At 74.2% G+C, this 25,301-nt stretch carries 25 protein-coding genes; 15 read left to right on the top strand and 10 right to left on the bottom strand.

Translation table 11 applies throughout. The features are described from left to right. Positions 1–23: 23 nt before the first annotated feature. The 4 genes from panC to ACIGXM_RS01840 all read right to left on the bottom strand — a co-directional run bounded on the left by panC (position 24) and on the right by ACIGXM_RS01840 (position 3,817). Entirely contained in the window at positions 24–920 is an 897-nt protein-coding gene (panC, locus tag ACIGXM_RS01855) for a pantoate--beta-alanine ligase (protein WP_396555764.1), read from the bottom strand. Beyond that, the gene (locus ACIGXM_RS01850) at positions 920–1,846 is read right to left on the bottom strand and encodes a Rossmann-like and DUF2520 domain-containing protein (RefSeq protein WP_396555762.1); all 927 of its coding nucleotides are present in this window, start codon (positions 1,844–1,846) and stop codon (positions 920–922) included. The genes panC and ACIGXM_RS01850 overlap by 1 nt, the downstream gene beginning before the upstream one ends. 64 nt (positions 1,847–1,910) lie before the next feature. Next, positions 1,911–2,600, bottom strand: a complete 690-nt coding sequence (locus tag ACIGXM_RS01845; protein WP_396555760.1) for a response regulator — start codon at positions 2,598–2,600, stop codon at positions 1,911–1,913. A gap of 17 nt (positions 2,601–2,617) precedes the next feature. After that, complete coding sequence (locus ACIGXM_RS01840) at positions 2,618–3,817, bottom strand: sensor histidine kinase (RefSeq protein WP_396555758.1); 1,200 nt, start codon at positions 3,815–3,817, stop codon at positions 2,618–2,620. Between the two features lie 93 nt (positions 3,818–3,910). On the opposite strand from ACIGXM_RS01840, the gene ACIGXM_RS01835 reads away from it, so the two are divergent. After that, complete coding sequence (locus tag ACIGXM_RS01835; RefSeq protein WP_396555756.1) at positions 3,911–4,933, top strand: SAM-dependent methyltransferase; 1,023 nt, start codon at positions 3,911–3,913, stop codon at positions 4,931–4,933. Positions 4,934–4,935: 2 nt separating this feature from the next. Further along, entirely contained in the window at positions 4,936–6,090 is a 1,155-nt protein-coding gene (locus ACIGXM_RS01830) for an NADH-quinone oxidoreductase subunit D (protein ID WP_396557332.1), read from the top strand. 7 nt (positions 6,091–6,097) lie between these two features. Here ACIGXM_RS01830 and ACIGXM_RS01825 read toward each other — a convergent pair whose 3' ends face one another. Both ACIGXM_RS01825 and ACIGXM_RS01820 read right to left on the bottom strand, forming a co-directional pair. Next, the gene (locus ACIGXM_RS01825; protein ID WP_396555754.1) at positions 6,098–6,934 is read right to left on the bottom strand and encodes a hypothetical protein; all 837 of its coding nucleotides are present in this window, start codon (positions 6,932–6,934) and stop codon (positions 6,098–6,100) included. Positions 6,935–6,967: 33 nt separating this feature from the next. Next, positions 6,968–7,948: a helix-turn-helix domain-containing protein gene (locus ACIGXM_RS01820; protein WP_396555752.1), complete on the bottom strand. Its 981-nt coding sequence runs from the start codon at positions 7,946–7,948 to the stop codon at positions 6,968–6,970. Between the two features lie 107 nt (positions 7,949–8,055). Between ACIGXM_RS01820 and ACIGXM_RS01815 the strand changes: the two genes are divergently transcribed. From ACIGXM_RS01815 to ACIGXM_RS01795, 5 genes are all read left to right on the top strand, one after another. Next, on the top strand, positions 8,056–8,997 hold the full coding sequence (locus ACIGXM_RS01815; RefSeq protein ID WP_396555750.1) for a Ppx/GppA family phosphatase: 942 nt from the start codon (positions 8,056–8,058) through the stop codon (positions 8,995–8,997). 229 nt (positions 8,998–9,226) lie between these two features. Next, positions 9,227–10,054, top strand: coding sequence for a sugar phosphate isomerase/epimerase family protein (locus ACIGXM_RS01810; RefSeq protein ID WP_396557330.1), 828 nt, complete (start codon positions 9,227–9,229; stop codon positions 10,052–10,054). 33 nt (positions 10,055–10,087) lie between these two features. Further along, positions 10,088–10,873, top strand: a complete 786-nt coding sequence (locus ACIGXM_RS01805) for a class I SAM-dependent methyltransferase (protein WP_396555749.1) — start codon at positions 10,088–10,090, stop codon at positions 10,871–10,873. 96 nt (positions 10,874–10,969) lie between these two features. Beyond that, positions 10,970–12,814 carry a dihydroxy-acid dehydratase gene (gene ilvD / locus ACIGXM_RS01800; RefSeq protein ID WP_396555747.1) on the top strand — a complete coding sequence of 615 codons (1,845 nt, stop codon included), beginning with the start codon at positions 10,970–10,972 and terminating at the stop codon, positions 12,812–12,814. A gap of 37 nt (positions 12,815–12,851) precedes the next feature. Then, positions 12,852–13,340 (top strand): hypothetical protein, encoded by a 489-nt coding sequence (locus ACIGXM_RS01795; protein ID WP_396555745.1) that lies wholly within the window; start codon positions 12,852–12,854, stop codon positions 13,338–13,340. Between the two features lies 1 nt (position 13,341). Here ACIGXM_RS01795 and ACIGXM_RS01790 read toward each other — a convergent pair whose 3' ends face one another. Together ACIGXM_RS01790 and ACIGXM_RS01785 are read right to left on the bottom strand one after the other, a co-directional pair. Further along, entirely contained in the window at positions 13,342–14,601 is a 1,260-nt protein-coding gene (locus ACIGXM_RS01790) for a hypothetical protein (RefSeq protein WP_396555743.1), read from the bottom strand. Between the two features lie 190 nt (positions 14,602–14,791). Beyond that, positions 14,792–15,241, bottom strand: coding sequence for a hypothetical protein (locus tag ACIGXM_RS01785; protein ID WP_396555741.1), 450 nt, complete (start codon positions 15,239–15,241; stop codon positions 14,792–14,794). A 182-nt stretch (positions 15,242–15,423) separates the two neighbouring features. Here ACIGXM_RS01785 and proC point away from each other — a divergent pair, with 182 nt between their 5' ends. The 8 genes from proC (at position 15,424) to ACIGXM_RS01745 (ending at position 22,775) form a co-directional block, all read left to right on the top strand. Continuing rightward, a complete protein-coding gene (gene proC / locus ACIGXM_RS01780; RefSeq protein ID WP_396555739.1) occupies positions 15,424–16,251 on the top strand; it encodes a pyrroline-5-carboxylate reductase in 828 nt (275 codons plus the stop codon). A gap of 7 nt (positions 16,252–16,258) precedes the next feature. Continuing rightward, complete coding sequence (locus ACIGXM_RS01775; protein WP_396555737.1) at positions 16,259–16,912, top strand: HAD family hydrolase; 654 nt, start codon at positions 16,259–16,261, stop codon at positions 16,910–16,912. A 348-nt stretch (positions 16,913–17,260) separates the two neighbouring features. Next, positions 17,261–18,496 carry an MFS transporter gene (locus tag ACIGXM_RS01770; protein WP_396555735.1) on the top strand — a complete coding sequence of 412 codons (1,236 nt, stop codon included), beginning with the start codon at positions 17,261–17,263 and terminating at the stop codon, positions 18,494–18,496. Positions 18,497–18,602: 106 nt separating this feature from the next. Then, a complete protein-coding gene (locus ACIGXM_RS01765) occupies positions 18,603–19,712 on the top strand; it encodes an acetoin utilization protein AcuC (protein WP_396557328.1) in 1,110 nt (369 codons plus the stop codon). Between the two features lie 348 nt (positions 19,713–20,060). Then, positions 20,061–20,270: a helix-turn-helix domain-containing protein gene (locus ACIGXM_RS01760; protein WP_396555733.1), complete on the top strand. Its 210-nt coding sequence runs from the start codon at positions 20,061–20,063 to the stop codon at positions 20,268–20,270. 130 nt (positions 20,271–20,400) lie between these two features. Beyond that, complete coding sequence (locus tag ACIGXM_RS01755) at positions 20,401–20,499, top strand: 30S ribosomal protein bS22 (protein WP_003948845.1); 99 nt, start codon at positions 20,401–20,403, stop codon at positions 20,497–20,499. Between the two features lie 151 nt (positions 20,500–20,650). Beyond that, the gene (locus ACIGXM_RS01750) at positions 20,651–21,754 is read left to right on the top strand and encodes an NAD-dependent epimerase/dehydratase family protein (protein ID WP_396555731.1); all 1,104 of its coding nucleotides are present in this window, start codon (positions 20,651–20,653) and stop codon (positions 21,752–21,754) included. A gap of 7 nt (positions 21,755–21,761) precedes the next feature. Further along, positions 21,762–22,775: a lysophospholipid acyltransferase family protein gene (locus ACIGXM_RS01745; protein ID WP_396555729.1), complete on the top strand. Its 1,014-nt coding sequence runs from the start codon at positions 21,762–21,764 to the stop codon at positions 22,773–22,775. 84 nt (positions 22,776–22,859) lie between these two features. Here ACIGXM_RS01745 and ACIGXM_RS01740 read toward each other — a convergent pair whose 3' ends face one another. Then, entirely contained in the window at positions 22,860–24,146 is a 1,287-nt protein-coding gene (locus ACIGXM_RS01740) for a DUF5667 domain-containing protein (protein ID WP_396555727.1), read from the bottom strand. A 238-nt stretch (positions 24,147–24,384) separates the two neighbouring features. After that, entirely contained in the window at positions 24,385–25,233 is an 849-nt protein-coding gene (locus ACIGXM_RS01735; RefSeq protein ID WP_396555725.1) for an ECF subfamily RNA polymerase sigma factor, BldN family, read from the bottom strand. Between the last annotated feature and the right edge of the window lie 68 nt (positions 25,234–25,301).

The raw sequence follows: 25,301 nt of genomic DNA, 5'->3' as shown, positions 1-25,301 counted from the left end.
CATGCCGAAGTGGCTGCCGGAATCTACCGGACGATCATGCGGACGTTGTCGATCAGGCGGGTGCCGCCCACCTTCGCGGCCACGGCCAGCACGGCCTCGCCCTGGAAGTCGTCCGGCACCTCGGTGAAGTCGTGCGGATCGATCAGGGCGAGGTAGTCGAGGTCGAGGCCGGCCGCGCCGTCCAGCGCGGTCGCGGCGGCCTCGCGGACGGCCTTCGGGCCCCGGGCGGCCGCGTCCCGGCCGGCGAACAGGGCCCGGGAGAGCGCCAGCGCGTGCCGGCGGTCGTCCTCGGAGAGGTAGCGGTTGCGCGAGGAGAGCGCCAGGCCGTCCTCCTCGCGGACGGTCGGCACGCCGATGACCTCCACGTCGAAGTCGAGGTCGGCCACCATCCGCTGGACGATCGCCAGCTGCTGGGCGTCCTTCTCGCCGAAGAAGGCGAAGTCGGGGTCGGTGATGTGCAGCAGCTTGGCGACCACGGTCAGCATGCCGTCGAAGTGGCCGGGGCGGGTGGCGCCCTCGAAGCGCTCGCCCATCGGGCCGGCCGAGAGCGTCACCTGCGGGGCGCCGTTCGGGTAGACCTCCTCGACGACCGGCGCGAAGACCACGTCGGCGCCGTTCTCCTCGGCGAGCCGGACGTCGGCGGCCAGCGTGCGCGGGTAGCGGTCCAGATCCTCGTTCGGGCCGAACTGCAGCGGGTTGACGAAGACCGTCACCGCCACCCGGCCGTCGCGGCCGACCTCCTTGCGGGCGGCCCGGATCAGCGCCGCGTGCCCCTCGTGCAGCGCGCCCATGGTCATCACGACCGCGTTGTCGACCGGCTGCTCGTCCGGCCAGAAGGCGGCCTCGAAGTCGGCGACGGTGTGGGTGAGCGCGGTGCTGCGGGTCTTGGGCGCCTTGGCGGCGGGCTTCGGGCGGGCCATCAGTGCATCTCCTCGTCGAGTACGTCCAGCAGCGCGGCGGCCGCCTCTTCCTTCAGCGTCCCGTTGGCGAGCGCCCGCTGCGCGGTGGCCCGGGCCATCGCCCGGTAGGCCGACGGGATGTCCGGGGACACCGTACTGAGCTGCGCCAGGTGGCGGCGCACCGTCCCGCTGTCGCCGCGGGCGACCGGGCCGGTCAACGCGGCGTCACCGGAGCGCAGGGTGTTGTCCAGCGCGGCGCCGAGCAGCGGGCCGAGCAGCCGGCCGGGCTCGGCCACGCCGGCCGTCCGCAGCAGCTCCATCGCCTGCGCGACCAGGGTGACCAGGTGGTTCGCGCCGTGCGCCAGGGCGGTGTGGTAGAGCGGGCGGACCGCCTCGGGCACCCACTCGGGCTCGCCGCCCATCTCCACCACCAGCGCCTCGGCGACGGTCCGCAGCTCCTCGGGCGCGGTCACCCCGAACGGGCAGCCGGCCAGCCGGGCCAGGTCGACCGAGGTGCCGGTGAAGGTCATCGCGGGGTGCAGGGCGAGGGGCAGCGCACCGGCCCGGGTGGCCGGTTCCAGCACGGCCACCCCCTGGGCGCCGGAGGTGTGCACGATCAGCTGGCCCGGGCGCACCGCGCCGGTGGCGGCCAGCCCGGCCACCAGGTCGGCCAGCGCGTCGTCCGGGACGGTCAGCAGCACCAGGTCCGCGGCGGCCAGCACCTGCGGCGGGGAGACCACCCGGACCCCGGGCAACAGCGCCTCGGCCCGGCGGCGGGAGGCGGTGGAGACCCCGGAGGCGGCGACCACGGTGTGGCCGGCCAGCTGGAGCGCGGCGCCGAGGGCCGGGCCCACGCGGCCGGTCCCCACCACGCCGACGGCGAGTCGCCCCGGCCGGCTGCCCGGGTCGGTGGGGTCGGCGGGGTCGAACAGATCGGAGGTGTGCACGGCTCGCGTTCCAGTCCTCTACGGGTACCAGACGTACCGCATCATCCTACGGCCCGCCCCGGGGTCAGTCGGCGCCGCCCGCCCGGACCAGCCCGGCCTCGTAGGCCAGCACCACGGCCTGCACCCGGTCGCGCAGGCCGAGCTTGGCCAGGATCCGGCCGACGTGGGTCTTCACGGTGGCCTCGGAGAGCACCAGTTCGGCGGCGATCTCGGCGTTCGACAATCCCTGGGCGACCAGCAGGAAGACCTCGCGCTCGCGCTCGGTGAGCGGCTCCAGCGCGGGCGGACCGGCCGGCGCCTGCGGCAGCGGCAGGACCTCGGCGAAGCGGTCGATCATCCGCCGGGTGGTGGTCGGCGCGACCACCGCGTCCCCGCCGTGCACCGAGCGGATCGCGGCCACCAGCTCGGTCGGCGGCACGTCCTTGAGCAGGAAGCCGCTCGCTCCGGCCTTGAGCGCGGCGAAGGCGTACTCGTCCAGGTCGAAGGTGGTGAGGATGAGCACCCGCGGCGCGCCCGGCAGCGGGGTGCCGTCGGCGTCCAGGCAGATCCGCCGGGTGGCCTGCACGCCGTCCAGCCGGGGCATCCGGACGTCCATCAGGATCACGTCCACCTGCGTGCGGGAGAGCACCTCCAGCGCCTGGGCGCCGTCCCCGGCCTCGGCGGCGATCTCGATGTCGCCCTGGGACTGCAGCACCATGCGGAAGCCCGTGCGGAGCAGTTCCTGGTCGTCGACGAGCATCACGCGGATGGTCACAGTGCAACTCCTGAGGGTTACTTGGCGGTCTTGAGGGGGAGGACGGCGCGGATCCGGAAGCCACCGCCGGGCCGCGGCCCGGCGTCCAGGCTGCCGCTCACCATGCCGATCCGTTCGCGCATGCCGATCAGACCATGGCCCTGCCCGTCGGCACCGCCCCGGTTGACCTGCTCGTCGGTGGTGCCACGGCCGTCGTCCTCGATCAGCACGTTGAGGTCGCGGTCGCCGAAGTCGACCGCGACCCGGGCGCTGGCGCCGGGCCCGCCGTGCTTGCGGACGTTGGTGAGCGCCTCCTGGACGATCCGGTAGACCGTCAGCTCGACCCCGCGCGGCAGCTCGCGCACCTCGCCGGTGGCCCGGTACTCGACCGGCAGCCCGGCCGTGCGGACCTGCTCCAGCAGCTCCGGCAGCTCCTCGACGCCGGGCTGCGGCACGTACTCCTCGGCGGCGTCCGCGGTGCGCAGCACGCCGAGCAGTCGGCGCATCTCGACCAGCGCCTGCCGGCCGGTGGAGGCGATGGTGCCGAGCGCCTCCTTGGCCTGCTGCGGCGAGTTGTCCATCACGTAGGCGGCGCCGTCGGCCTGCACGATCATCACCGAGACGTTGTGCGCCACCACGTCGTGCAGCTCGCGGGCGATCCGGGCCCGCTCGGCCGCCACCGCCACCTTGGCCTGGGCGTCCCGCTCGCGCTCCAGCCGCTCGGCGCGGTCCTCCAGCTCCTCGAGGTAGGCGCGGCGGACCCGGGTGAGCCGGCCCCAGGCCCAGCAGAGGATGAACGGGGTGGAGAGCAGCGCCGCGGTGAAGACGGTCTGCAGCAGCCCGTGGACCGTGTCGGGCTCCTTGGCCATCTGGAAGCCGTGCACCGAGAGCGGCCCGGCCAGCAGACCGCAGACCAGCGCGGCCCGGGAGGTCCAGCGGGAGCCGAAGGCCGCGCCGGTGTAGCAGAAGACCAGGTAGGCGAGGGAGGAGGCGCCCGGGTCGATGTGCAGGCCGACCTGGGCCAGCGCGAGCGCCGCGGCGGCCACCACGGCGGCGTTCGGCAGCCGGCGCCGGACCACCATCAGGCCGCAGACCAGCACCGAGATGGTGAAGTAGGCGGCGGTGTGCCAGCCGCTGGTGGAGACGCTGGAGACGGCGGTGAAGAAGAGCACGAGGAGCGCCCAGCCGCCATCGACCACCATGGGGTGTCCGCGAAGCCAGGCGTTGAGTCGATGCACGTCCCCAGCCTAGGCAGTCGAAAAGCCCCCTCCCGTCCGCCGAGAGGGCGATCCCGGCTCGTTCGCAGGTCGGAGCCCGGTAACGTCCCGGGCATGACCTGGATGCGCTGGCGGCCCGCCATGGAGCGGGCCCTGTACGGGCCGGAGCACGGCTTCTACCGCCGGCCGGAGGGGCCCGCCGGGCACTTCCGGACCTCGGTGCACGCCTCCCGGCAGTACGCCGAAGCGGTCGGCCGGCTGCTGCTGGAGGTGGACGAGGCGCTCGGCCGTCCCGAGGAGCTGGCGCTGATCGACGTCGGGGCCGGGCGCGGCGAGCTGGTCGGCGCGCTGGCCGGCCTGCTGCCGGGACGGCTGCGCTGCTACGGGGTGGAGCTGGCCGGGCGGCCGGCCGGGCTGCCGGAGGCGGTGCGCTGGACCGAGCGGGTGCCGGCCGGGGCGGTCGGGCTGGTCTTCGCCAACGAGTGGCTGGACAACGTGCCGCTGGACATCGCCGAGGTGGGGGAGGGCGGCGAGCTGCGCTACCTGGAGGTCGGGCCGGACGGCGCGGAGCGGCCCGGCGGTGCTCTGGAGGCGGCGGACGCGGCCTGGGTCGAGCGCTGGTGGCCGCGGGTCGCCGCCGGGGACCGGGTGGAGCTGGGCGGCCCGCGGGACGCCGCCTGGGCGGCGGCGGTCGGTGCGCTCGACCGCGGGCTCGCGGTGGCGGTGGACTACGCGCACCAGGCGTCGGACCGGCCGGCCTTCGGCACGCTGACCGGCTTCCGGACCGGCCGCGAGGTGCGCCCGGTGCCGGACGGCAGCTGCGACCTGACCTGCCACGTGGCGCTGGACGCGGTCGAGGCGGCCGGCGCGGCGGGCGCGCGCGGGTCCGTCCACAGCCTGTGGACGACCCAGCGCGCCGCACTGCGTGCCCTCGGCGTGCGCGGCGACCGCCCGCCGCTCGCCCGGGCCGGCACCGACCCGGCCGGCTACCTGCGCGCGCTGGCCGCGGCCGGCGAGGCGGCCGAGCTGACCGCGACCGGTGGTCTGGGCGGCTTCGGCTGGCTGCTCCAGGCCGTCCGCATGCCGGTACCGCGGAGCTTGGCAGACCTGCCGGGATGGCAGACTCTGAACCCATGAGCATCAGGGAGACCACGGTCGGCATCGGCGCCGGCGCGGAGCAGACGGCCACCGACATGGTGCTGAACATCGGCCCGCAGCACCCGGCCACCCACGGCGTGCTCCGGCTCAAGCTGGTGCTGGAGGGCGAGCGGATCCTCTCCGCCGAGCCGGTGATCGGCTACATGCACCGCGGCGCCGAGAAGCTCTTCGAGGCCCGGGACTACCGGCAGATCATCATGCTGGCCAACCGGCACGACTGGCTCTCCGCCTTCTCCAACGAACTGGGCGTGGTGCTCGCGGTCGAGCGGATGCTCGGCATGGAGGTCCCCGAGCGGGCGGTCTGGATCCGCACCCTGCTGGCCGAGCTGAACCGGGTGCTCAACCACCTGATGTTCGCCGGCTCCTACCCGCTCGAACTGGGCGGGATCACCCCGATCTTCCACGCCTTCCACGGCCGCGAGGAGCTCCAGCACGTGCTGGAGGAGGCCAGCGGCGGCCGGATGCACTACATGTTCAACCGGGTCGGCGGCCTCAAGGAGGACCTGCCGGCCGGCTGGCTGGACCGGGTCCGGGCGGCCGTGGCGATGGTCCGCGGCCAGCTGCCGATCCTCGAGGACCTGGTGCTCGGCAACGAGATCTTCCGGGCCCGGACGGCCGGGGTCGGCGTGCTCTCCGCCGCGCACGTCAAGGCGTACGGGGTGAGCGGCCCGATCGCCCGGGCCAGCGGCGTCGACTTCGACCTGCGCCGGGACGAGCCCTACCTGGCCTACGGCTCGCCCGAGCTGCGCGAGGTGCTGACCGTGGCCACCCGCGAGGAGGGCGACTGCCTGGCCCGCTTCGAGTGCCTGCTGGAGCAGACCGCCAACGCGCTCGACCTGGCCGACGCCTGCCTGGACAAGCTGGCCACCCTGCCGCCGGGGCCGGTCAACCTGCGGCTGCCGAAGGTGCTGAAGGCTCCCGAGGGCGAGACCTACGCGTGGACCGAGAACCCGCTCGGGGTCAACGGCTACTACCTGGTCTCGCGCGGCGACAAGACGCCGTGGCGCCTCAAGCTCCGCTCGGCGTCCTTCAACAACATCCAGGCGCTGATCGAGCTGCTGCCCGGGACCCTGGTCGCCGACATGGTCGCGATCCTGGGCTCGATGTTCTTCGTGGTCGGCGACATCGACAAGTAGCTCCCGGCTACTGCTTCTTCTTGGGCTTCTTCGGGTCGGCGGGGTGGGGGGCGAGCCTGCGGTCGCCCTTGGCGGCGATCCGCTGCTCGCACAGCTCGACCAGCACGGCGTAGCCCTGCGGGCCCATCAGCTCGGTGAGCTCGGCGCGGTAGCTGAGGTACACCGGGTCCGCCCCGACGTGCGCGTCCGGGCTGCTGGTGCACCACCAGTGCAGGTCGTGGCCGCCCGGGCCCCAGCCGCGGCGGTCGTACTCGCCGATGCTGACCTGGAGGTAGCGGGTGTCGTCCGGGCGGTCGATCCAGTCGTAGGTGCGCCGGATCGGCAGCTGCCAGCAGACGTCCGGCTTGGTCTCCAGCGGCTCCTTGCCCTCGGCCAGCGCCAGGGTGTGCAGCGCGCAGCCCTCACCGCCGGCGAAACCGGGGCGGTTGAGGAAGATGCAGGCGCCGTCGATCCGGCGGGTCTGCCGGTCGCCGTCCTCGTCGAGCATGGTGATGCCGCCGTCGAGCCGGATCCTGCCGCGCTTGTCGGTGCCCTCGGCGAAGAACTGCCAGCTCTCGGGGGTGAGCCGGGCGGCGTGGCCGGCCACGCGCTGCTCGTCGTCCTCGTCCGAGTAGTGCGCGCCGAGCGTGCAGCAGCCGTCGGAGTCGCCCCGGCCGGGCCGGATGCCCTGGCAGCCGCGGCCGAAGATGCAGGTCCAGCGGGAGGTGAGCCAGGTCAGGTCGCAGCGGAAGACCTGCTCCTCGTCGGCGGGGTCGGCGAACTCCACCCAGGCGCGGGGGAAGTCGAGCGGGACCTCGCGCCCGGGCTTCTTGATCTTCGGAGTGGGGATGTCGATGGCTGCCACCCGGCAAGGGTAAGGCCGCCGGAGCACCGGCCCCTAGCCGTGGTGCAGGCGCAGGGCGAGTTGCAGGTCGAGCGCGCGGGCCGGGCGGTGCCAGGCGGGGTCGTCCAGCAGGGTCGCCACCCGGTCCAGCCGCCGGGCCACCGTGTTCGGGTGGACGAACAGCGCCTCGGCCGCCCGGGTCGGGCTGCCGCCGGCGGCGAAGTAGGCGGCCAGGGTCGGGACGAGTTCGGTGCCGCGGCGGGCGTCGTGGTCGAGCAGCGGGCCCAGCGTCCGGCGCAGGAAGTCGGCCGGGTCGACGTCGCCCGCCAGCAGGACCTTCAGCAGCTCGGCCGCCGGCCCCCGGGCGCGCAGCGCGTCCAGCTCGGCCGCCTGTCGGGAGAGCAGTTCGGCGGTGCCCAGCGCCACCCCCGCGAGATCGGCCAGCGAGCACATCAGGCCCAGCTCCTCCGGGCTGAAGTGCCGCACCGACCGCTCGCCGCCGTAGAGCACCCCGAAGACGGTCGACCCGTGCCGCAGCGGCACCGCCAGCAGCGCGTGCAGCCCCTCGGAGTCCACCACCGGGTCGAGCGAGGAGGAGTGGGTGATCCGCTCGTCGGTCAGGTAGTCCGAGGTCCAGAACGGCGCCCCGGTGCGCCGCGCGACGGCGCCCGCCCCGGAGCCGTCCCCCGGCACCGGCATCCCGACGGTCAGCGCGGTCACCGAGCCGCTGGCCGCGCGGACCGTCGCCGGGCCGTCCGGCTCCTCCAGGATGGTCAGCCAGGCCATGTCCAGGGTGAGCAGCCGGCGGGCCCGCTGGGTGACCGCGGGCAACACCTGGTCCAGGTCGTGCCGGATGGCCAGGTCACGCGCGGTGTCCACCAGCCCCGCCAGGCCCGCCTCGCGCCGGTGGCGGCGGACCGTCAGCGCGTGCACCCGCAGCGCCAGCCGCAGGGCCTCCGGATCGTCGGCGGCCGCCTCGGCCAGCTCGGCCGGTCCGGCCTGCCGGGCCAACAGCCGTAACAGCCTGTTCTCCATGACGAGCAGTCAACCAGTCGGGCGGGAAAGCCTCCAGAGCGTCCGCGGGGGCGGCCGTGCCGGGCGGCCGGGAAATCGCCCGGTCCGGTGCCGTAGCGTGGTGGATTATGCGACTCGGTGTGCTCGACGTAGGTTCCAACACCGTCCACTTCCTCGTGGTGGACGCCCACCCCGGTGCCGCGCCGCTGCCCGCGTACTCGCACAAGGCGGAGCTGCGGCTCGCGGAGCTGCTCGACGCGGACGGGGCGATCAGCGACGCGGGGGTGGCCCGGCTGGTCGACATGGTCTCCTCCTCGCTGCGGGTCGCCGAGGACAAGGGCGTGGTCGACCTGCTGCCGTTCGCCACCTCCGCGGTGCGCGAGGCCGCCAACGGCGAGGCGGTGCTCAAGCGGGTGCAGGACGAGACCGGCGTCGAGCTGCAGGTGCTCTCCGGGCAGGACGAGGCCCGGCTGACCTTCCTGGCGGTGCGCCGCTGGTTCGGCTGGTCCTCCGGCCGGCTGCTCAACCTGGACATCGGCGGCGGCTCGCTGGAGATCGGCTGCGGGCTGGACGAGCAGCCGGACGCCGCGGTCTCGTTGCCGCTCGGCGCCGGCCGGCTGACCGCGGGCTGGCTGCCCGGTGACGTCGCCGACCCGGAGGCGGTGCGCGAGCTGCGCCGGCACATCCGGGCCGAGATCGCCGGCGTGGTCGGCGAGATCGCCCGGCTCGGGCCGCCGAACCACGCGGTGGCCACCTCCAAGACCTTCAAGCAGCTGGCCCGGATGACCGGCGCCGCCCCGGCCGAGGCCGGCCCGCTGGTGCCGCGCAAGCTCACCCGCAGCGGCCTGGCCGCCTGGGTGCCCCGGCTGTCCACCATGTCGGTGGCCGAGCGGTCCCGGATCCCCGGGGTCTCCGAGGGCCGCGCCAAGCAGCTGCTGGCCGGGGCGCTGGTGGCGGACGCCGCGATGGACCTGTTCGGCCTGGACGAGCTGGACGTCTGCCCGTGGGCGCTGCGCGAGGGCATCATCCTGCGCCGCCTCGACACCCTGGACGGCCAGGGCACACGCTGAGCGGACCCGTCCGGCGCGCGGTCCGCATACGCTTGCTCCCGTGGTGGAAGCAGACGGACCGGACGAGGAAGCGAACGCCCGCGCGGCCCGCCGCCGCGGCCGTGGGGCCGGCGGCGGGGGTTCCGACGGCGACCCCGGACCAGCCCGCCGGCGGGTCCCGGCCCGGGGGCGGGCCACCCGGAAGGCCGCCGCGCAGCGGCCCGCCCCGCTGCTGCGCACCACCGACCGGCTGGTGCTCCCGGCCCACCCCGCGCTGCACATCCCGGACACCAAGATCGCCCTGTCCACCGCCTCGGTCTACCCCGAGAGCACCTCGGTCGCCTTCGAGCTGGCCGCCAAGCTCGGCTACGACGGCGTCGAGGTGATGGTCTGGAACGACCCGGTCAGCCAGGACATCGACGCGCTGCGGGCGCTCTCCGACCAGTACCGGCTGCCCATCCTCGCGGTGCACGCGCCGTGCCTGCTGATCACCCAGCGGGTCTGGACCACCGACCCGTGGACCAAGCTGCAGCGGGCCCGGGCCGCCGCCGACCGGCTCGGCGCGGACACCGTGGTGGTCCACCCGCCGTTCCGCTGGCAGCGCCAGTACGCCCGGGAGTTCGTCCGCGGCATCGAGCGGATGGCCGACGAGACCGAGGTCCGCTTCGCGGTCGAGAACATGTACCCGTGGCGCTACCGGGACCGCGAGATGCTCGCCTACGCCCCCGGCTGGGACGTCACCGAGGAGGAGTACCGGCACTTCACCATCGACCTCTCGCACGTCGCCACCTCGCGGATCGACGCCTTCGCGCTGGCCGACCGGATGGGCGAGCGGCTGGCCCACGTCCACCTGGCGGACGGCTCCGGCTCGGGCAAGGACGAGCACCTGATCCCCGGCCGCGGCAAGCAGCCCTGCGCCGAACTGCTGGAACGGCTCGCCCGGACGGGCTTCGCCGGGCACGTGGTGCTGGAGGTCAACACCCGCCGCTCCGGCTCGCCCGCCGAGCGGGAGGCCGATCTGGCCGAGGCGCTGGCCTTCACCCGGCTGCACCTGGCCACCCCCTCGCGCGTAGGCTGAGTGGCGGACGAACCTTTCCGGGAGGCACGGCAGATGACGGACGTTCAGCGGCAGGACGGCTCCTTCAGCCACCAGGCCCACGCCGACTCCTTCGGTGCGGTGGCCGCCGAGTACGACCGGGCCCGGCCGTCCTACCCGCCCGAGCTGTTCGACGAGATCGAGCGGCTGACCGGCCGGCCGCTGGAGGGTGCGGACCTGCTGGACGTCGGCGCCGGCACCGGCATCGCCACCCGGCTGTTCCAGCAGCGCGGCGCCCGGGTCGTCGCGGTCGAGCCGAGCGCCGGGATGGCCGCCCAACTGCACCGGGTCAGTCCGGAGATCCCGCTGGTCAAGGGCGACGGCAACGCGCTGCCCTGCCACGACGGCACCGCCGACCTGATCGCCTACGCGCAGGCCTTCCACTGGACCGACCCGGACCGCTCGCTGCCCGAGGCGCTGCGGGTGCTGCGCCCGGGCGGGGCGCTGCTGCTGATCTGGAACGTCAAGGACCGCACGGGCGGCTGGCTGCGCGAGCAGGAGGAGCGGCTCGCCGCGGCGCTGCCCTCGTACCACTACTACGGCGCGCTCAACTCGGTCACCGACGCGCTGGCCCATCACCCGTTCGAGGTGCGCACCGCCCAACTGCCCTGGGAGCGCCGGGTCGGCGTGGACGACCTGATCACCGACCTGCGCTCGAAGTCGTACTTCGCGGTGCTGACGCCCGAGCAGCGCGAGCCGGTGCTGGCCGCCGAGCGGGCCGCGCTGCTGGCCGAGTTCCCGGGCGGACTGGTCACCGAGCCCTACACGGTGGACCTCACGGTGGCCGTCAAGCGCGGCTGACCGGCATGCGGACGGACCGTCCGCCGGGCCGCCGGTGGCGCGTACCCTCGGCAGAACAGCGGTGAGAGCGTTCCGCAACCGAAGGAGTGGAGTCCAGTGCCCGAGCTGAAGTCCCGTACGGTCACCCACGGTCGCAACATGGCGGGCGCCCGCGCCCTTCTCCGGGCGGCCGGTGTAGCCCGGGAGGACTTCGGCAAGCCGATCATCGCGGTGGCCAACTCCTTCACCGAGTTCGTCCCCGGCCACACCCACCTGCAGCCGGTGGGCCGGATCGTCTCCGAGGCGATCCAGCGGGCCGGCGGCATCGCCCGGGAGTTCAACACCATCGCGGTGGACGACGGCATCGCGATGGGCCACCACGGGATGCTCTACTCGCTGCCCTCCCGCGACCTGATCGCCGACTCGGTCGAGTACATGGTCAGCGCGCACTGCGCGGACGCGCTGATCTGCATCTCCAACTGCGACAAGATCACCCCCGGCATGCTGATGGCCGCGCTGCGGCTCAACATCCCGACCGTCTTCGTCTCCGGCGGCCCGATGGAGGCCGGCCAGGCGGTGCTGGTCGACGGCACGGTGCGCAAGCTCGACCTGGTGAACGCGATCTCGGACGCGGTCAACGAGAACGTCTCCGACGAGGACATCGCGATCATCGAGGAGAACGCCTGCCCGACCTGCGGCTCGTGTTCCGGCATGTTCACCGCGAACTCGATGAACTGCCTCACCGAGGCGATCGGCCTCTCGCTGCCCGGCAACGGCTCCACGCTGGCCACCCACACCGCCCGTCGGGCCCTCTACGAGGACGCCGGCCGGACCGTCGTCGAGATCACCAAGCGCTACTACCACCAGGACGACGCCTCGGTGCTGCCGCGCAGCATCGCCTCGCGCGCCGCGTTCGAGAACGCGATGGCGCTGGACATCGCGATGGGCGGCTCGACCAACACGATCCTGCACCTGCTCGCCGCCGCCCAGGAGGCCGAGCTGGACTTCGACATGCGGGCGATCGACGCCATCTCGCGCCGCGTCCCGTGCCTGAGCAAGGTCGCGCCGAACGGCTCGTACTACATGGAGGACGTCCACCGGGCCGGCGGCATCCCCGCCATCCTGGGCGAGCTGTACCGCGCCGGGCTGCTCAACGAGGAGGTGCACACCGTGCACAGCGGCTCGCTCGCCGAGTGGCTGAAGACCTGGGACATCCGCGGCGGCTCGCCCTCGCCCACCGCCGTCGAGCTGTTCCACGCGGCGCCCGGCTGCGTCCGCTCGGCCAGCGCCTTCTCGCAGTCCGAGCGCTGGGACGGCCTGGACACCGACGACGCCCAGGGCTGCATCCGCAGCGTCGAACACGCCTACTCGACCGAGGGCGGCCTGGCGGTCCTCTACGGCAACCTCGCCGAGGACGGCTGCATCGTCAAGACGGCCGGCGTCGACGAGTCGATCTGGACCTTCAGCGGCCCGGCGGTGGTGCTGGAGTCCCAGGAGGACGCGGTGGACGCCATCCTGTCCAAGCGGGTCAAGGAGGGCGACGTGGTGGTGATCCGCTACGAGGGCCCCAAGGGCGGCCCGGGCATGCAGGAGATGCTCTACCCGACCTCGTTCCTCAAGGGCCGCGGCCTGGGCAAGGCCTGCGCGCTGATCACCGACGGCCGGTTCTCCGGCGGCACCTCGGGCCTGTCGATCGGCCACGCCTCGCCCGAGGCGGCCTCCGGCGGCACGATCGCGCTGGTCGAGGACGGTGACGTGATCTCGATCGACATCCCCGGGCGCAAGGTCACCCTGGAGGTCTCCTTCGAGGAGCTGCACGAGCGGCGGCTGCGACTGGAGGAGGGCGGCGGCTACCGGCCGAAGAACCGCGACCGGCAGGTGAGCCAGGCGCTCCGGGCCTACGCGGCGATGGCCACCTCGGCCGACCGCGGCGCGGTGCGGGACGTCAGCAAGCTGGGCTGATCCGCGGTCCGCCGGTGGGCTCGGGGATACTCGGGGGGTGAGCGACGACCGCACCACCCCCACCCCCGAGCCCATCCGCTTCTTCGGCACCAGCTGGGTCGAGCGCGGCGGCGACTACTGGCTGCGGCGCGTGCTGGTGCCGGTCGGGGCGCTGGTCACGGTGGCGGTGGGCGCCCTGGTGCTGCGCTTCGCGGTGTCCGGGGTGGAGATCTCCAAGGCCGGCGGCTTCGTCAACGGGCTGCTGCTGGCGGCCATCGCGATCTGCACCTGCCTGGCCGGGCTGCGCACCTGGAAACTGCTCACCGACGGCCGCGACGCGCTGACCGGCTGGATGGCCGAGGACAAGTCGCTCGGCGCGGTCTGGCTGATCGGCTGCGTCGGCGCGGCCTTCGCGTACTTCCTGCGCAGCCTGGTCGAGGCGCCCGGCGAGGCGCTCGCCCGGGCCCGTTACGAGCGGCTCGCCGCCCAGCGGGCGCGGCGCCGGTCCGGCCGGTCGGGTCGGCCGGACAAGCGGCGCAAGCGCTGAGTCAGGTCCGGCTCTCGGTGTCGCACCTGCCGTCGTCGGGCAGCGGCTTGCTGCGGTCGTACGGGTCGACGGTCGGCCCGGCGTCCGGGCTCGCGGTGTCGTCGCCGTTGAGGTCGAAGTCGTACTGCGGGAACTCCGGTTCCAGCCAGCCGTCGCCCGTCTCGCAGTAGTTGCCGCCCATCGAGCTCTGCGCGTTCTCGACGTACAGCTTGCCGCGGTCGACGTCGTAGCTCCCGGGATCGTAGAAGCGGAAGTCCTGGACCCGACGGACGATCTCGCGGGTGACCGGCGTCGAGCCGGCCAGCGTCAGCGACGCCGACCGCGCGGAGGCGCCACCGCCGGGCGGGGCGGGCGGGGTGTACTGCTGGGGGCCGGGGGTCAGCGCGTAGACGAAGGTGTAGTCGCTGTGGACCAGCACCCCGTGGTCCCCGTCGCCCTCGAAGGTGATCCGGCCCTGGAGCTTGACGTCCGGCCCGACCGGGACGGCGGTGGCGGGGTTGAAGCGGCTGATCCAGTTGGTCGGGTCGTGGTCCTTGTCCGGGTGCGCGAGGGCCTGGGACAGCTGGTCGTGCTCCTGGCCGTTCAGCAGGGCGAGCACCGGCGCGGGGTCCCCGCCGGCCACCACCTTCGGGTCCAGGTTGCTCTCCACCAGGTAGTTCTTGACCAACTGGAGCTGGGCGGCGACCTGCTGGCCGCTGAACACCCCGGTCGCCTGGGCCGCCGGCAGCACGACGGCGTCCGGGCCGGCCGGCCACGCGTCGGCGGGGGAGCCCGCCCAGGGGTGGTCCACGGTGGGGTCCTGGGGAGCCTGGCTCGGCGGCGCGGCGGTCGGCGCGGCGGTCTCCGGCGCCTGGGTGACGACCGGGGCGGCGACGCCGCTGCCGTCCGGGCCGCCGCCGAAGCGGCCGGTGTACCAGTCGTGCAGCCGGTCGACGTTCAGCCCGGCCAGCACCACGGCGCCGGTCAGCACCACGTACAGCGGGGCCTGCCAGTTCCGCCGGGTGGGCCGGCTGTTCCCCCAGGGGTCGACCGCCTTCGGCCGGCGGCCGAAGCGGCGGCGCCGGGCCTCCGTCGGCGGGCGCCAGGGCTGCTGCGGCTCCGGGGGCTCGCGGCGCCACTTGGCGGCGAGCATCCGGGACCGTCCGGACCCCTCCCTGACGCTGGCTGAGCGCACGAACTCCTCGTCCAGGACGAGGTCGGTGAACGGGTCCCGCCCGGGCTCGGTGGAGGGCGGGAGATCGGGGTCTTCGGCTATCGGCACGCGGTCAGTATGCAGAGGTCAGAGGCGCTTTCCAGGACCGGGCGGGCAGCTGGCGGCGGCTCGGCGCGCACTCTGTGCCGATACCTCCCGCGATGCCCGGCCGGCGGACGCCCGGGGAGCTCGCTCGCGGCGAACGTCGCAGGTCGGACCCGGTCCGGGCGGCCCGATCCGACCTGTGCCCCGGCCCGGGTCAGGCGCTGCCCCGGGCGGCCTTCACCGAGCCGACCACGCCGGCGATCACCAGCAGCAGGCCGGCCGGCAGCAGCGAGGTGAAGAGCGCGCCGAACAGGCCCCAGCCGCCGAGCAGGGTCAGCGCCACGGTGTTCAGCACCAGCAGCGCGCCGCTGGCCGGGACCGCGGCCTTCCAGGGGTGCGCCTCGGCCCAGCGGCGCAGCCGGCGGTCGCCGGTGTCCCGGCGCAGCTTGCCGCCCACCGTGCCGACCAGGAAGAAGAAGAACAGGGCCAGGCTCACCGGGCCGGCCAGGATTCCGGTGGACCAGTGGCCGGTCACCACGTCCACTCCGAGGGCGGCGCCGCCCACCACGGCGCCCACGGCCGCGGCGGACTTCCACGGCCCGGTCGTCGCCGACGCGATGGCCAGCTGACGGTTCTCACCACGTGACATCTCTGCGTGTCCCATACCCCCACGTTGCTCCTCGCGCCGCCCCGGGGCCATAGGGGAAACCCCCGAGTCTTCCCCTACTGGGAGCCGGCCCGCCGTCCTCCGCCACCCCGCCGTCCGTCCCGTGGACGCCCGCCGGGCGCCCGGCGGGCAGGTGCGAGGATTGGGCGGAGTACCGTCGCGGTGATCAAGGAGCAGCCATGAGCAGCAGCGCCGTCCACCCCCAGCGGATCGCCTTCCTCGGCACCGGCAAGATCGGCGAGGCCCTGCTCTCGGGCCTGCTGCGGGCCGGCAAGGACCCGGCCGACGTCCTGGTCACCGCCCGCCGCCCGGAGCGCGCCGCCGAGCTGGCCGAACGCTACGGCGTCGGGGTGGCCAGCAACCAGGAGGCGGCCAAGCTCGCCGACACCCTGATCCTGGCGGTGAAGCCGCAGGACATGGGCACCCTGATGGAGGAGCTCGGCCCGCACCTGGCCGGCGACCGGCTGGTCATCTCCGCCGCCGCGGGCATCCCGACCCGCTGGCTGGAGGCCCGGCTGCCGGCCGGTACCCCGGTGGTCCGGGTGATGCCCAACACGCCCGTCCTGGTGGACGAGGGGATGAGCGTCATCTCCGGCGGCACCCACGCCACCGAGGAGCACCTGCGGCGCGCCGAGGAGATCTTCCAGTCGGTCGGCAAGGCGCTGCGGCTGCCGGAGTCCCAGCAGGACGCCGCCACCGCGCTCTCCGGCTCGGGCCCGGCCTACTTCTACTACCTGGTCGAGGCGATGACCGACGCGGGCATCCTGCTCGGCCTGCCCCGCCAGGTGGCGCACGACCTGATCGTGCAGTCGGCGATCGGCGCCTCCGTCATGCTGCGCGACTCCGGCGAGCACCCGGTCAAGCTGCGCGAGGCGGTCACCTCGCCGGCCGGCACCACCATCGCGGCCATCCGCGAGCTGGAGAACCACGGCGTCCGGGCCGCCCTGCTCGGTGCCCTGGAGGCGGCCCGCGACCGCTCCCAGGAGCTCGCCTCGGGCGGGAAGTGATCCGCCGGTGCCCCGCTACGACCTGGTCATCCTCGACAACGACGGCGTGCTGGTGGACAGCGAGCCGATAGCCAACCGGGTGCTCGCCGAGTACCTGACCGAACTCGGCTACCCCACCACGGTCGAGGACTCCTACCGCGACTACCTGGGCTCCGCCGCGCACCGGATCCACGACGTGATCGCCGAACGGCACGGTGCCCGGCTCCCCGACGGCTTCGACGAGCTGTTCCACGCCCGGGTCTTCGCCGCCTTCACCACCCGACTCACCCCGGTGGCCGGCGCCGTCGAGCTGCTCGAGGAGCTGCGCCGGCGCGGCGTGCCGTACTGCCTGGCCTCCTCCGCCCACCACGCCTGGATCCGCACCGCGCTCGACCTGACCGGCCTGCGCGCCGACTTCCCCGAGGAGCGGATCTTCAGCGCCCAGGACGTCGGGGCCGGCAAGCCCGCCCCCGACCTCTTCCTGCACGCCGCCCGGACCCTGGGTGCCAGCCCGGCCCGCTGCCTGGTGATCGAGGACAGCCCGAACGGCGTCCTCGCCGCCCGCGCCGCGGCCATGCCGGTCTACGGCTACGCCGCGCTCACCCCGGCCGACCGCCTCACCACGGCCGGCGCCACCGGCCTGCTCGACTCGCTGGACGAGGTGCTCGACCTGCTGGCCTGACCCGCGGGGCGGCGGGTCCCCGGTGCCGGGAAGACCGCGGGGGAGCGGACCCGGCCCCTTCCGCGGGCACAACTGCCGCTACCGGCAGGCGGGTTGACTCCGGTTTGCCTGAACCGTCGTGCCAGCCGGGGCTGCTGGGTCCGCCCGTCGGCGTCGGTACGCGGCCCGCGTCCTCCGGGCCCCGCCCCCGCCGCGGCTCCGCCGCCCGGCAGGCGCCTCGGGGGCCACCGCACGGTGCCTCCGCCGAACGTCGTGTTCGACCCCTCCCCAAATCGCCCGTCGCCCCCTACGCTCGCGCCAATATCGTCGTACCGGCCGGTATGCCGCCCGGTGGTGAGCGAGGTCCGGATGGCCAGCGAGAGACCGCACCACCCCGCACCCGGCCACCGGCTGCGCCAGGCCCGGGCCGCGCTGCTGGTCAGCTTCCTGCTCCAGGGCACCACCTTCGCCCTGCTGGTCACCCGGATCCCCGGCATCCAGCGGCAGTACGGGCTCGGCGACGGCACCCTGACGGTCTTCCTGGCAGCCGTGCCGATCCTGGCCGGGGTCGGGTCGATCAGCTCCGAGCAGCTGGTGAAGCGGACCAGCCCGCGCGCCGTGCTGCGGGTCGTCCAGCCCGCGGTCTGCCTCACCCTGGTCGGGGTCGGCCTCGGCCACCGGCTCTGGGTGCTCGGTCTGGCGCTGGCCGCCTTCGGGCTGCTGGTCGGTGCGCTGGACGCGTCGATGAACATGCTCGGGGTCGGCCTGCAGCACCGCTACGGCCGCTCGATCATGATCGGCTTCCACGCCGCGTTCAGCCTCGGCGGGATCATCGGTGCCCTGCTGGCCAGCGCCGGGGCCGGCGGGCACCTCAGCCTGCTGACGCTCTTCGGCGGGACGGTGGCCGTGCTGATCCCGGCCGCACTGGTGGCCGGCCGCTGGTTCGCCGGCCCGGCGGAGCTCGGCGACGCGGTCCGGCAGGCCGCCGAGGCCGCCGCCCGGTCGATCCCGTGGCGGCCGCTGCTGCCGCTCTGCGCCGCGATGGCCTTCGCCTACATCGCCGACTCCTCGGTCTCCAACTGGAGCGCCAAGTACCTGACCGAGACGCTGCACAGCGGCGACCGGGTGGGCGCGCTCGGCTACGCGGGCTACATGGTGGCGATGCTGCTCGGCCGGGCCTTCGGTGACCGCGGGGTGCAGCGCTTCGGCGCCGCGCCGGTGGTCCGCACCGGCGCCGCGGTGGCCGCGCTGGGCTTCGGGATCGCCGCGCTGGCCCCCGCGCCCTGGGCCGGGGTGGCCGGGTTCACCGTGCTCGGGCTCGGCATCTGCGCGATCATCCCGCAGGTCTTCGCGGCCGGCGGGCGGCTCTTCCCGCACGACTCGGACGCCGCGGTGGCCCGGCTCAACCTCTTCAACTACGTGGGTTTCCTGGTCGGTTCCCCGCTGGTCGGCGCGATCGCCGGGGCCAGCTCGTTCCGCTGGGCGTTGACCGCGCCGATGGTGATGGTGCTGGTGGTGGTCCCGTTGGCCGGCCACTTCGCGCCCGCCGCGGCGGAGCCACTACGGTTGGACCATGCCCCAAGCCCAGCCCGGCCGGCCGCCTGAGCAGCCTGAGCAGCAGTCCGGCAGCCACCTTCCCGTCCAGCCCTGCACCCTCCGGCTCTGCTGGGACGCGGCGGTCACCGGCTACGACTTCGGCCCCGGCCACCCGATGGACCCGACCCGGCTCGCGCTCACCATGGGGCTGGTCGAGGCCTTCGACCTGCCCACCGCTCCCGGGGTGGCGGTGGCCGCCGCGCCCGCGGCCGGCGAGTCGACCCTCCGGCTGGTGCACCGGCCGGAGTACCTGGACGCGGTCCAGCGGGCCGCCACGCACCCGGGCACCGTGGACGACCGGCACGGCCTGGGCACCGAGGACAACCCGGTCTTCCCGGCCATCCACACCGCCTCCGCGCTGATCGCCGGTCAGTCGGTGGGCGCGGCCGAGGCGGTCTGGCACGGCACCGCCCGGCACGGCGTCAACTTCGCCGGCGGTCTGCACCACGCGATGCCCGACCGGGCCTCCGGCTTCTGCGTCTACAACGACGCCGCGCTGGCGGTCGCCCGGCTGCTCGAACTGGGGGCCGAGCGGGTCGCCTACGTGGACGTCGACGTGCACCACGGCGACGGCGTGCAGCGGGTCTTCTGGGACGACCCGCGGGTGCTCACCATCTCGCTGCACGAGCACCCCAGCACGCTCTTCCCGCAGACCGGCTGGTCCACCGAGACCGGTGGCGACGCGGCCCCCGGTTCGGCGGCCAACCTCCCGCTGCCGGCCGGCACCGGCGACGCGGGCTGGCTGCGCGCCTTCCACGCCGTGGTGCCCGAGCTGCTGGCGGCCTTCCGCCCGCAGGTGATCGTCAGCCAGCACGGCGCGGACACCCACCTGGAGGACCCGCTGGCCCACCTGGCGGTCACCGTGGACGCCCAGCGCGCGGTCGCCGCCAGCATCCACGAGCTGGCCCACCGGCACTGCGGGGGCCGCTGGGTGGCGCTCGGCGGGGGCGGCTACGCCGTGGTGGACGTGGTGCCGCGGACCTGGACCCACCTGGTGGCGATCGCCGCCGGCCGGCCGATCGACCCGGCCGTCGAAACCCCCGAGGTGTGGCGCGGCGAGGTGTACCGGCTCACTCGCCAGCTCGCCCCGCTGCGGATGACCGACGGCGTCGAGCCGCACTGGAAGGACTTCGCGGAGTCCGGCTACGACCCCGGTGACCGGCTGGACCAGGCGATCCTGGCGACCCGCCGGGCGGTCTTCCCGCACCACGGCCTGCTGCCCTGACCCGATCCCCGTGCCGGCCCTCACCCGGTCGGCGGGCGCTCACGGTGCGCGCGGGGGCGCGGACGGGCCCGGGGCCGCGCGCGTCCGTACGCTTGCCCGAGTGCCGCGCTTCCGTGCGCCCACTCGGTCCCGGCCCGTCCCGCCAACGGTCGTCCGGGCGCAGACCAGCTGCGCCAGACCACGGAGCGACTACCTACTGCAGCAGGCGGATCTCTGACCGTACAAGGACTCCGCATCCCCCTCTTCCCACTGGTACCACCCGCAACTACTCTGGGGATACGCGTGTGTCGGTGGAGTCACCGGAGGGGAAGCCGGTGCCTTGCACACGGAAAAGGGTCGGGTGAGGTCATGAGTTCCGGCGAACGCCCCCTGCAAGAGGTCAACTTCCTGACCGTGGCGGAAGTCGCCTCGGTCATGCGGGTGTCCAAGATGACGGTGTACCGCCTGGTGCACAGCGGAGAGCTGCCGGCCATCCGGGTCGGCCGCTCCTTCCGGGTTCCGGAGCAGGCGGTGCACGACTACCTGAAGGACTCCTACGTGGGTCGGCAGACCGCGTAGCGGCCGGGTGACGGCCCTGGTCGGCGTCCCGATTACGGCCACGGGCGCGCGGACGGTAGGCTAGGCCCTCCGTCAGTCGTATGGACTCCGTCTCTCACGGGCGGGAGTCTCAGTGAGCGAGGGTTGTTCCGTGGGCTCTGTCATCAAGAAGCGTCGCAAGCGTATGGCCAAGAAGAAGCACCGCAAGCTTCTGAAGCGGACCCGCGTGCAGCGTCGCAACAAGAAGTAACACCTGCGGAGCCTCGCTCCAGGTGCACAGCTGCCCGTCCCGGCTCGGCCGGGGCGGGCAGCACCAGTTTTCCGGCCCCGACGCGGTACGGTGCAGGCACGGCCCGGCGGGAACACCGTCCGGGCGGGCCGGTCGGAAGCGGAGGGGCAGCGTGGGCAGGGTCGTGCTGGTCACCGGAGTGGCCAGGCATCTCGGCGCCCGGTTCGCCGAACGGATCCGGCGCGAGCCCGGCGTGGAGCTGGTGGTCGGGGTGGACACCGAACCCCCGCGGCACCGCCCCGAGGCCGCCCCCGGCCCGCTGGCCGAGTACCACTTCGCGCCCGCCGACCTGCGCCGCCCCGCGATCGCCCGGGTGCTCGCCGAGTACGGCGTCGACACCGTGGTGCACCTCAACGTCAGCGCCACCAACCCCGGGGCTCCCGGCCGCGCCGCGGTCAAGGAGATCAACGTCATCGGCACCATGCAGCTGCTGGGCGCCTGCCAGCAGTCGGCCGGTCCGCGCCGGCTGGTGGTCAAGTCCACCACCGCGGTGTACGGCTCGACCTCGCGCGATCCGGCGGTCTTCGGCGAGCGGACCCAGCCCAAGACCCTGCCGGCCGGAGGTTTCGCCAAGGACGCCGCCGAGGTCGAGGGGTACGTCCGCGGCTTCGGCCGGCGCCGCCCGGACATCGCGGTGAGCGTGCTGCGGTTCGCCAACATCGTCGGCCCGGGCGCCGACACCCCGCTCGGCGAGTACTTCGCGCTCCCGGTGCTGCCCACCGCGCTCGGCTACGACCCGCGGCTGCAGTTCGTGCACGAGGACGACGCGGTCGAGGTGCTCCGGCTGGCCGCGCTGGACGCCGCCCGCGGCACCACCAACACCGGCACCTTCAACGTCGCGGGGGACGGCGTGCTGCTGCTCTCCCAGTGCGCCCGCCGGCTCGGCCGGCCGACCGTGCCGATACTGCGGCCCGCCCTGGGCTGGGTGGCCGCGCTGGCCCGGCAGACCAGGGTGTCCGACTTCTCCCCGGAGCAGATCGGCCTGCTCACCCACGGTCGGGTGGTGGACACCACGCAGCTGCGCGAGACCTTCGGCTACCAGCCGCGGTTCACCACCCCGGAGGCGTTCGCGGACTTCGCCGCCGCGCAGACCGGAGGGCTGCTGCCGCCGGAGCGGCTCACCGTGCTCACCGACCGGCTGGCCGGCTGGCTCGGCGGCCCCGAGCACGAGGGCCCCGAGCGCGACCCGCATTCCCCTACCGCAGACAGGAGTTGACGGGCCGATGACAGCCGCTTCGAGGCGCGTTCCGGACCAGGCCACGGTCATCCCGATCGAGTCCGCGCCGAGCTGGACGCCCCCACCGGGCGCGGCCCCCGCCTTCGCCGACCGGCTGGCCGAGGCGGTCGGCGGCGCGCTGGCGGGCCGGCTCGGGCCGGTGGCCGAGTCGGTGCTGGGCAAGGACTGGGAGGGGCGGGCCGCCAACGGGCTGGCCTTCCTGCGCCGCCGGATCACCGGCGACTACGAGGTGGACGAGTTCGGCTTCGACCGCGAGCTGACCGAGGAGGTCTTCCTCTCGTTGCTGCGGCCGCTGGCGGAGAAGTACTTCCGGGTCGAGGTCCGCGGGATCGAGCACATCCCCGCCGAGGGCGGCGCGCTGGTGGTGGCCAACCACTCCGGCACCCTCCCGCTGGACGCCCTGATGACCCAGGTGTCCATCCACGACCACCACCCCGCCGGCCGCCACCTGCGGATGCTCGCCGCCGACCTGGTCTTCGTGCTGCCGGTGGTGAACGAACTGGCCCGCAAGGCCGGGCACACCCTGGCCTGCAACGAGGACGCGCAGGCGCTGCTGGAGCGCGGCGAGGTGGTCGGGGTCTGGCCGGAGGGCTTCAAGGGGATCGGCAAGCCCTTCTCGGAGCGCTACAAGCTGCAGCGTTTCGGACGCGGGGGGTTCGTGGCCTCGGCGCTGCGGGCCCGGGTGCCGATCGTGCCCTGCTCGATCGTGGGCGCCGAGGAGACCTATCCGATGATGGGCAACGCCAAGGCGCTGGCCCGGCTCCTCGGCCTGCCGTACCTGCCGATCACACCGACCTTCCCCTGGCTGGGGCCGCTCGGGCTGGTGCCGCTGCCGACCAAGTGGACCATCCAGTTCGGCGAGCCGATCCGCACCGACGGGCACCCGCCGGAGGCGGCGGACGACCCGATGCTGGTCTTCAACCTGACCGACGAGGTCCGCGAGACGATCCAGCACACCCTCTACCGGTTGCTGGTCGAACGGCGCTCGGTCTTCTTCTGAATCCCGGGAAGGGCTGACGAACCCCGGGAAGGGCTGACGGCCGGGCCCCACCACCGCGTGGGAGCCCGGCCGCCAGCCCTTCGCTCAGTTGCCGGTGCCGCCGATCACCCCGAGCCCCGGCAGCAGGCCGGGGACCAGCGGTGGCAGGTCGAGCCCCGGGTCGTTCTGCGACGCGCCCGGCGAGGCCCCGGCGGCGGGAGCACCGCCGGCCGGAACGCCCGGCGCCGGCGCGGCCGGACCGTTCTGCGGCGAACCGGCCGCCGGCGCGGGCGAGGACCCCGCACCGCCGGCGGTCCCCGTCAGGTTGCCGGTCAGGCCGTTCACCAGGCCGCCCACCGGTCCGCCGACCGCGCCGCCGGCGGACCCGGCCGCCGGGCCCTGGCCCTGCCGCTGAGCCGTGCCGGAGCCGTCGGAGGGCTGCGCGTCGCCCGCCTGGCCGCCGGTCGAGGACGCCGGGCTGCCGCCGGACTGCACGGCCGAGGCGCTCCCACCGGTGGGGGAGGACGACCCGACGGCCGGCGATCCCGGCGCCTGGGCCGGCGCGCCCGACCCGCCCTGGCCGGTGCCCTGGTCGAGGTGGAGCGGTGCCACCTCCGCGTTGAAGTTGTCGAAGAGCTGGTCCACCTGGCCGGCCTCCGGGGTCAGCTGCGGCGGCAACTCCCGCTGCAGTGCGGCCCAGTGGTCGTCCTGCCGGTCGGTGAACGCGGCCAGCCGGCGCATCGGGTCGAGCGAGCCGTTGGCCTGGTAGACCCGGCGCAGCAGATCCCCGCCCTTGGCCGCCTCGACGTTCATGTCCTTGAGCGCCGCGCCGAGTCGGGCCACCGTCTCCGGGCTGAGCGCCGAGCCGTCGCCGGCCCGGCCGACCAGCTCGTGCGCCTCGGCGAGCCGGTTGGAGGCCTGGTCCAGCAGCAGCGCGCCGCGCTCGGCGTCGCTGCGGGCCAGATCGAGCCGCAGGTCCTCCAGGCCGCGCTTGACGGGATACAGGGTCTCCCCGGGCAGCGCGCCGGTACTCGCCGCGGCCACCCCGGCCAGACTGCCCACCGTCACCCCGGCCACCAGGCCACCGATCGCGAACCGGCGGCCCCAGCGGCGGCCGCGCGGGGCGATCCGGTCGGCCCGGTGCCGCCGCTGGCGCGGCACGGACGGCAGTCCGCCGCCGGCCACCGCCTGCTCGAACGCGGCCATCAGCTGGGCGCGTTGGGTCGTCCGGACCTCAAGGTCCAGGGCGGGCACCGAAAGCTCGCCCAACGCCTGCGCGGTGGCCACGAGTTCGCCCAGCGCGGGGCTGCCCGCCTGCTGTCCTGTCCGGTGGGCCTCCAGCGCCTCGGCGAAGGCCTTCGCCCGCCGGTGCTCCAGCACGTTTGCCGTCACGGGCCACACCTCCCTTCGTCGTTGTCGACTCCCCGGCCTGCCGGACGGTTGCCCCGGCGGGCCAAATCCACTCCATCGGGTGACTGTTCGCGGTCTGACTTGACCGTGCGTCCCGAGATGGTCTGCACGCTGGGCAACGAGTGGCGTCGGTCGTCGGTTACGCACGAGTGATCATGTGACCGCATTCTCACTCGGACGTGTGGGAACGGTCCGGAGGATGACGGGCAGTCAATGGTGGTCATCGGGCGTCGGGCGGCAGCAGCCGGGCCAGCGTGCGGACCGCGCGGTACTGCAGGGTCTTGATCGCGCCCTCGTTCTTGCCCATGATCCGGGCCGTCTCGGCGACCGAAAGCCCTTGCAGGAAACGGAGCGTGACGCACTCCTGCTGCTGCGGGTTGAGCCGCCGGACGGCGTCCAGCAGGGCCGCGTTGGAGAGCGACTCCAGTACCGAGTCCTCGGGGCTGCGCTCGCACTCGTTGGAGTCGAGCATCTCCCCGGTGGTGACCTCCAGCCGGAACCGGCTGGACTTGAAGTGGTCGGCCACCAGGTTGCGGGCGATGGTCACCAGCCAGGCGCCGAAGTCCCGGCCCTGCCAGGTGAAGGTGCCGATCCGGCGCAGCGCGCGCAGGAAGGTCTCGCTGGTGAGGTCCTCGGCGGTGGCCCGGCTGCCGACCCGGTAGTAGATGTACCGGTAGACCGTGTCGCAGTAGTGGTCGTAGAGCCGCCCGAAGGCCTCGCTCTCGCCGGCCTGGGCCCGCTCGACCAGTTCCATCACCGGGTTGTGCTCGGTCTCGGTGCTCTGGTGCGGCAGGGTCGCCCTGGTCCGGCCGCGGGAGCCGGCGCCGCCGGTGGTGCCCCGGCTGCGGGTGGGGGTGCCGGTGCCGCCGGCCGCGGTGCTGCGCAGCGCCAGGCCGGGCCCGAACGGGGCGCCGGCGGTCGCGAGTTGGGGGGTGGCCAGGAGTAACTGCCGGTGCAGCAGGGAGCGCAGCTGTCGGAGGTTGCGGGCGGCGGCGACGGCGGCGACGGTGGTGACGGCGGGCGACGGGCGGGCGGGAGCAGGCGCGTCGTTCCGGACGGGTGGGTACACGGGACTCCCAGAGGCAGAACTGTGGACGGATCACCTCCGCCTGCGCGGAGAGCACACTCCCCGGCACC

The sequence above is a fragment of the Kitasatospora sp. NPDC052896 genome, from assembly GCF_044547075.1.
In the GTDB taxonomy this organism is placed as follows: domain Bacteria; phylum Actinomycetota; class Actinomycetes; order Streptomycetales; family Streptomycetaceae; genus Kitasatospora.
The sequence above is the reverse complement of the archived record's forward strand: the minus strand, read 5'-3'. Positions and strand labels throughout refer to the sequence as shown.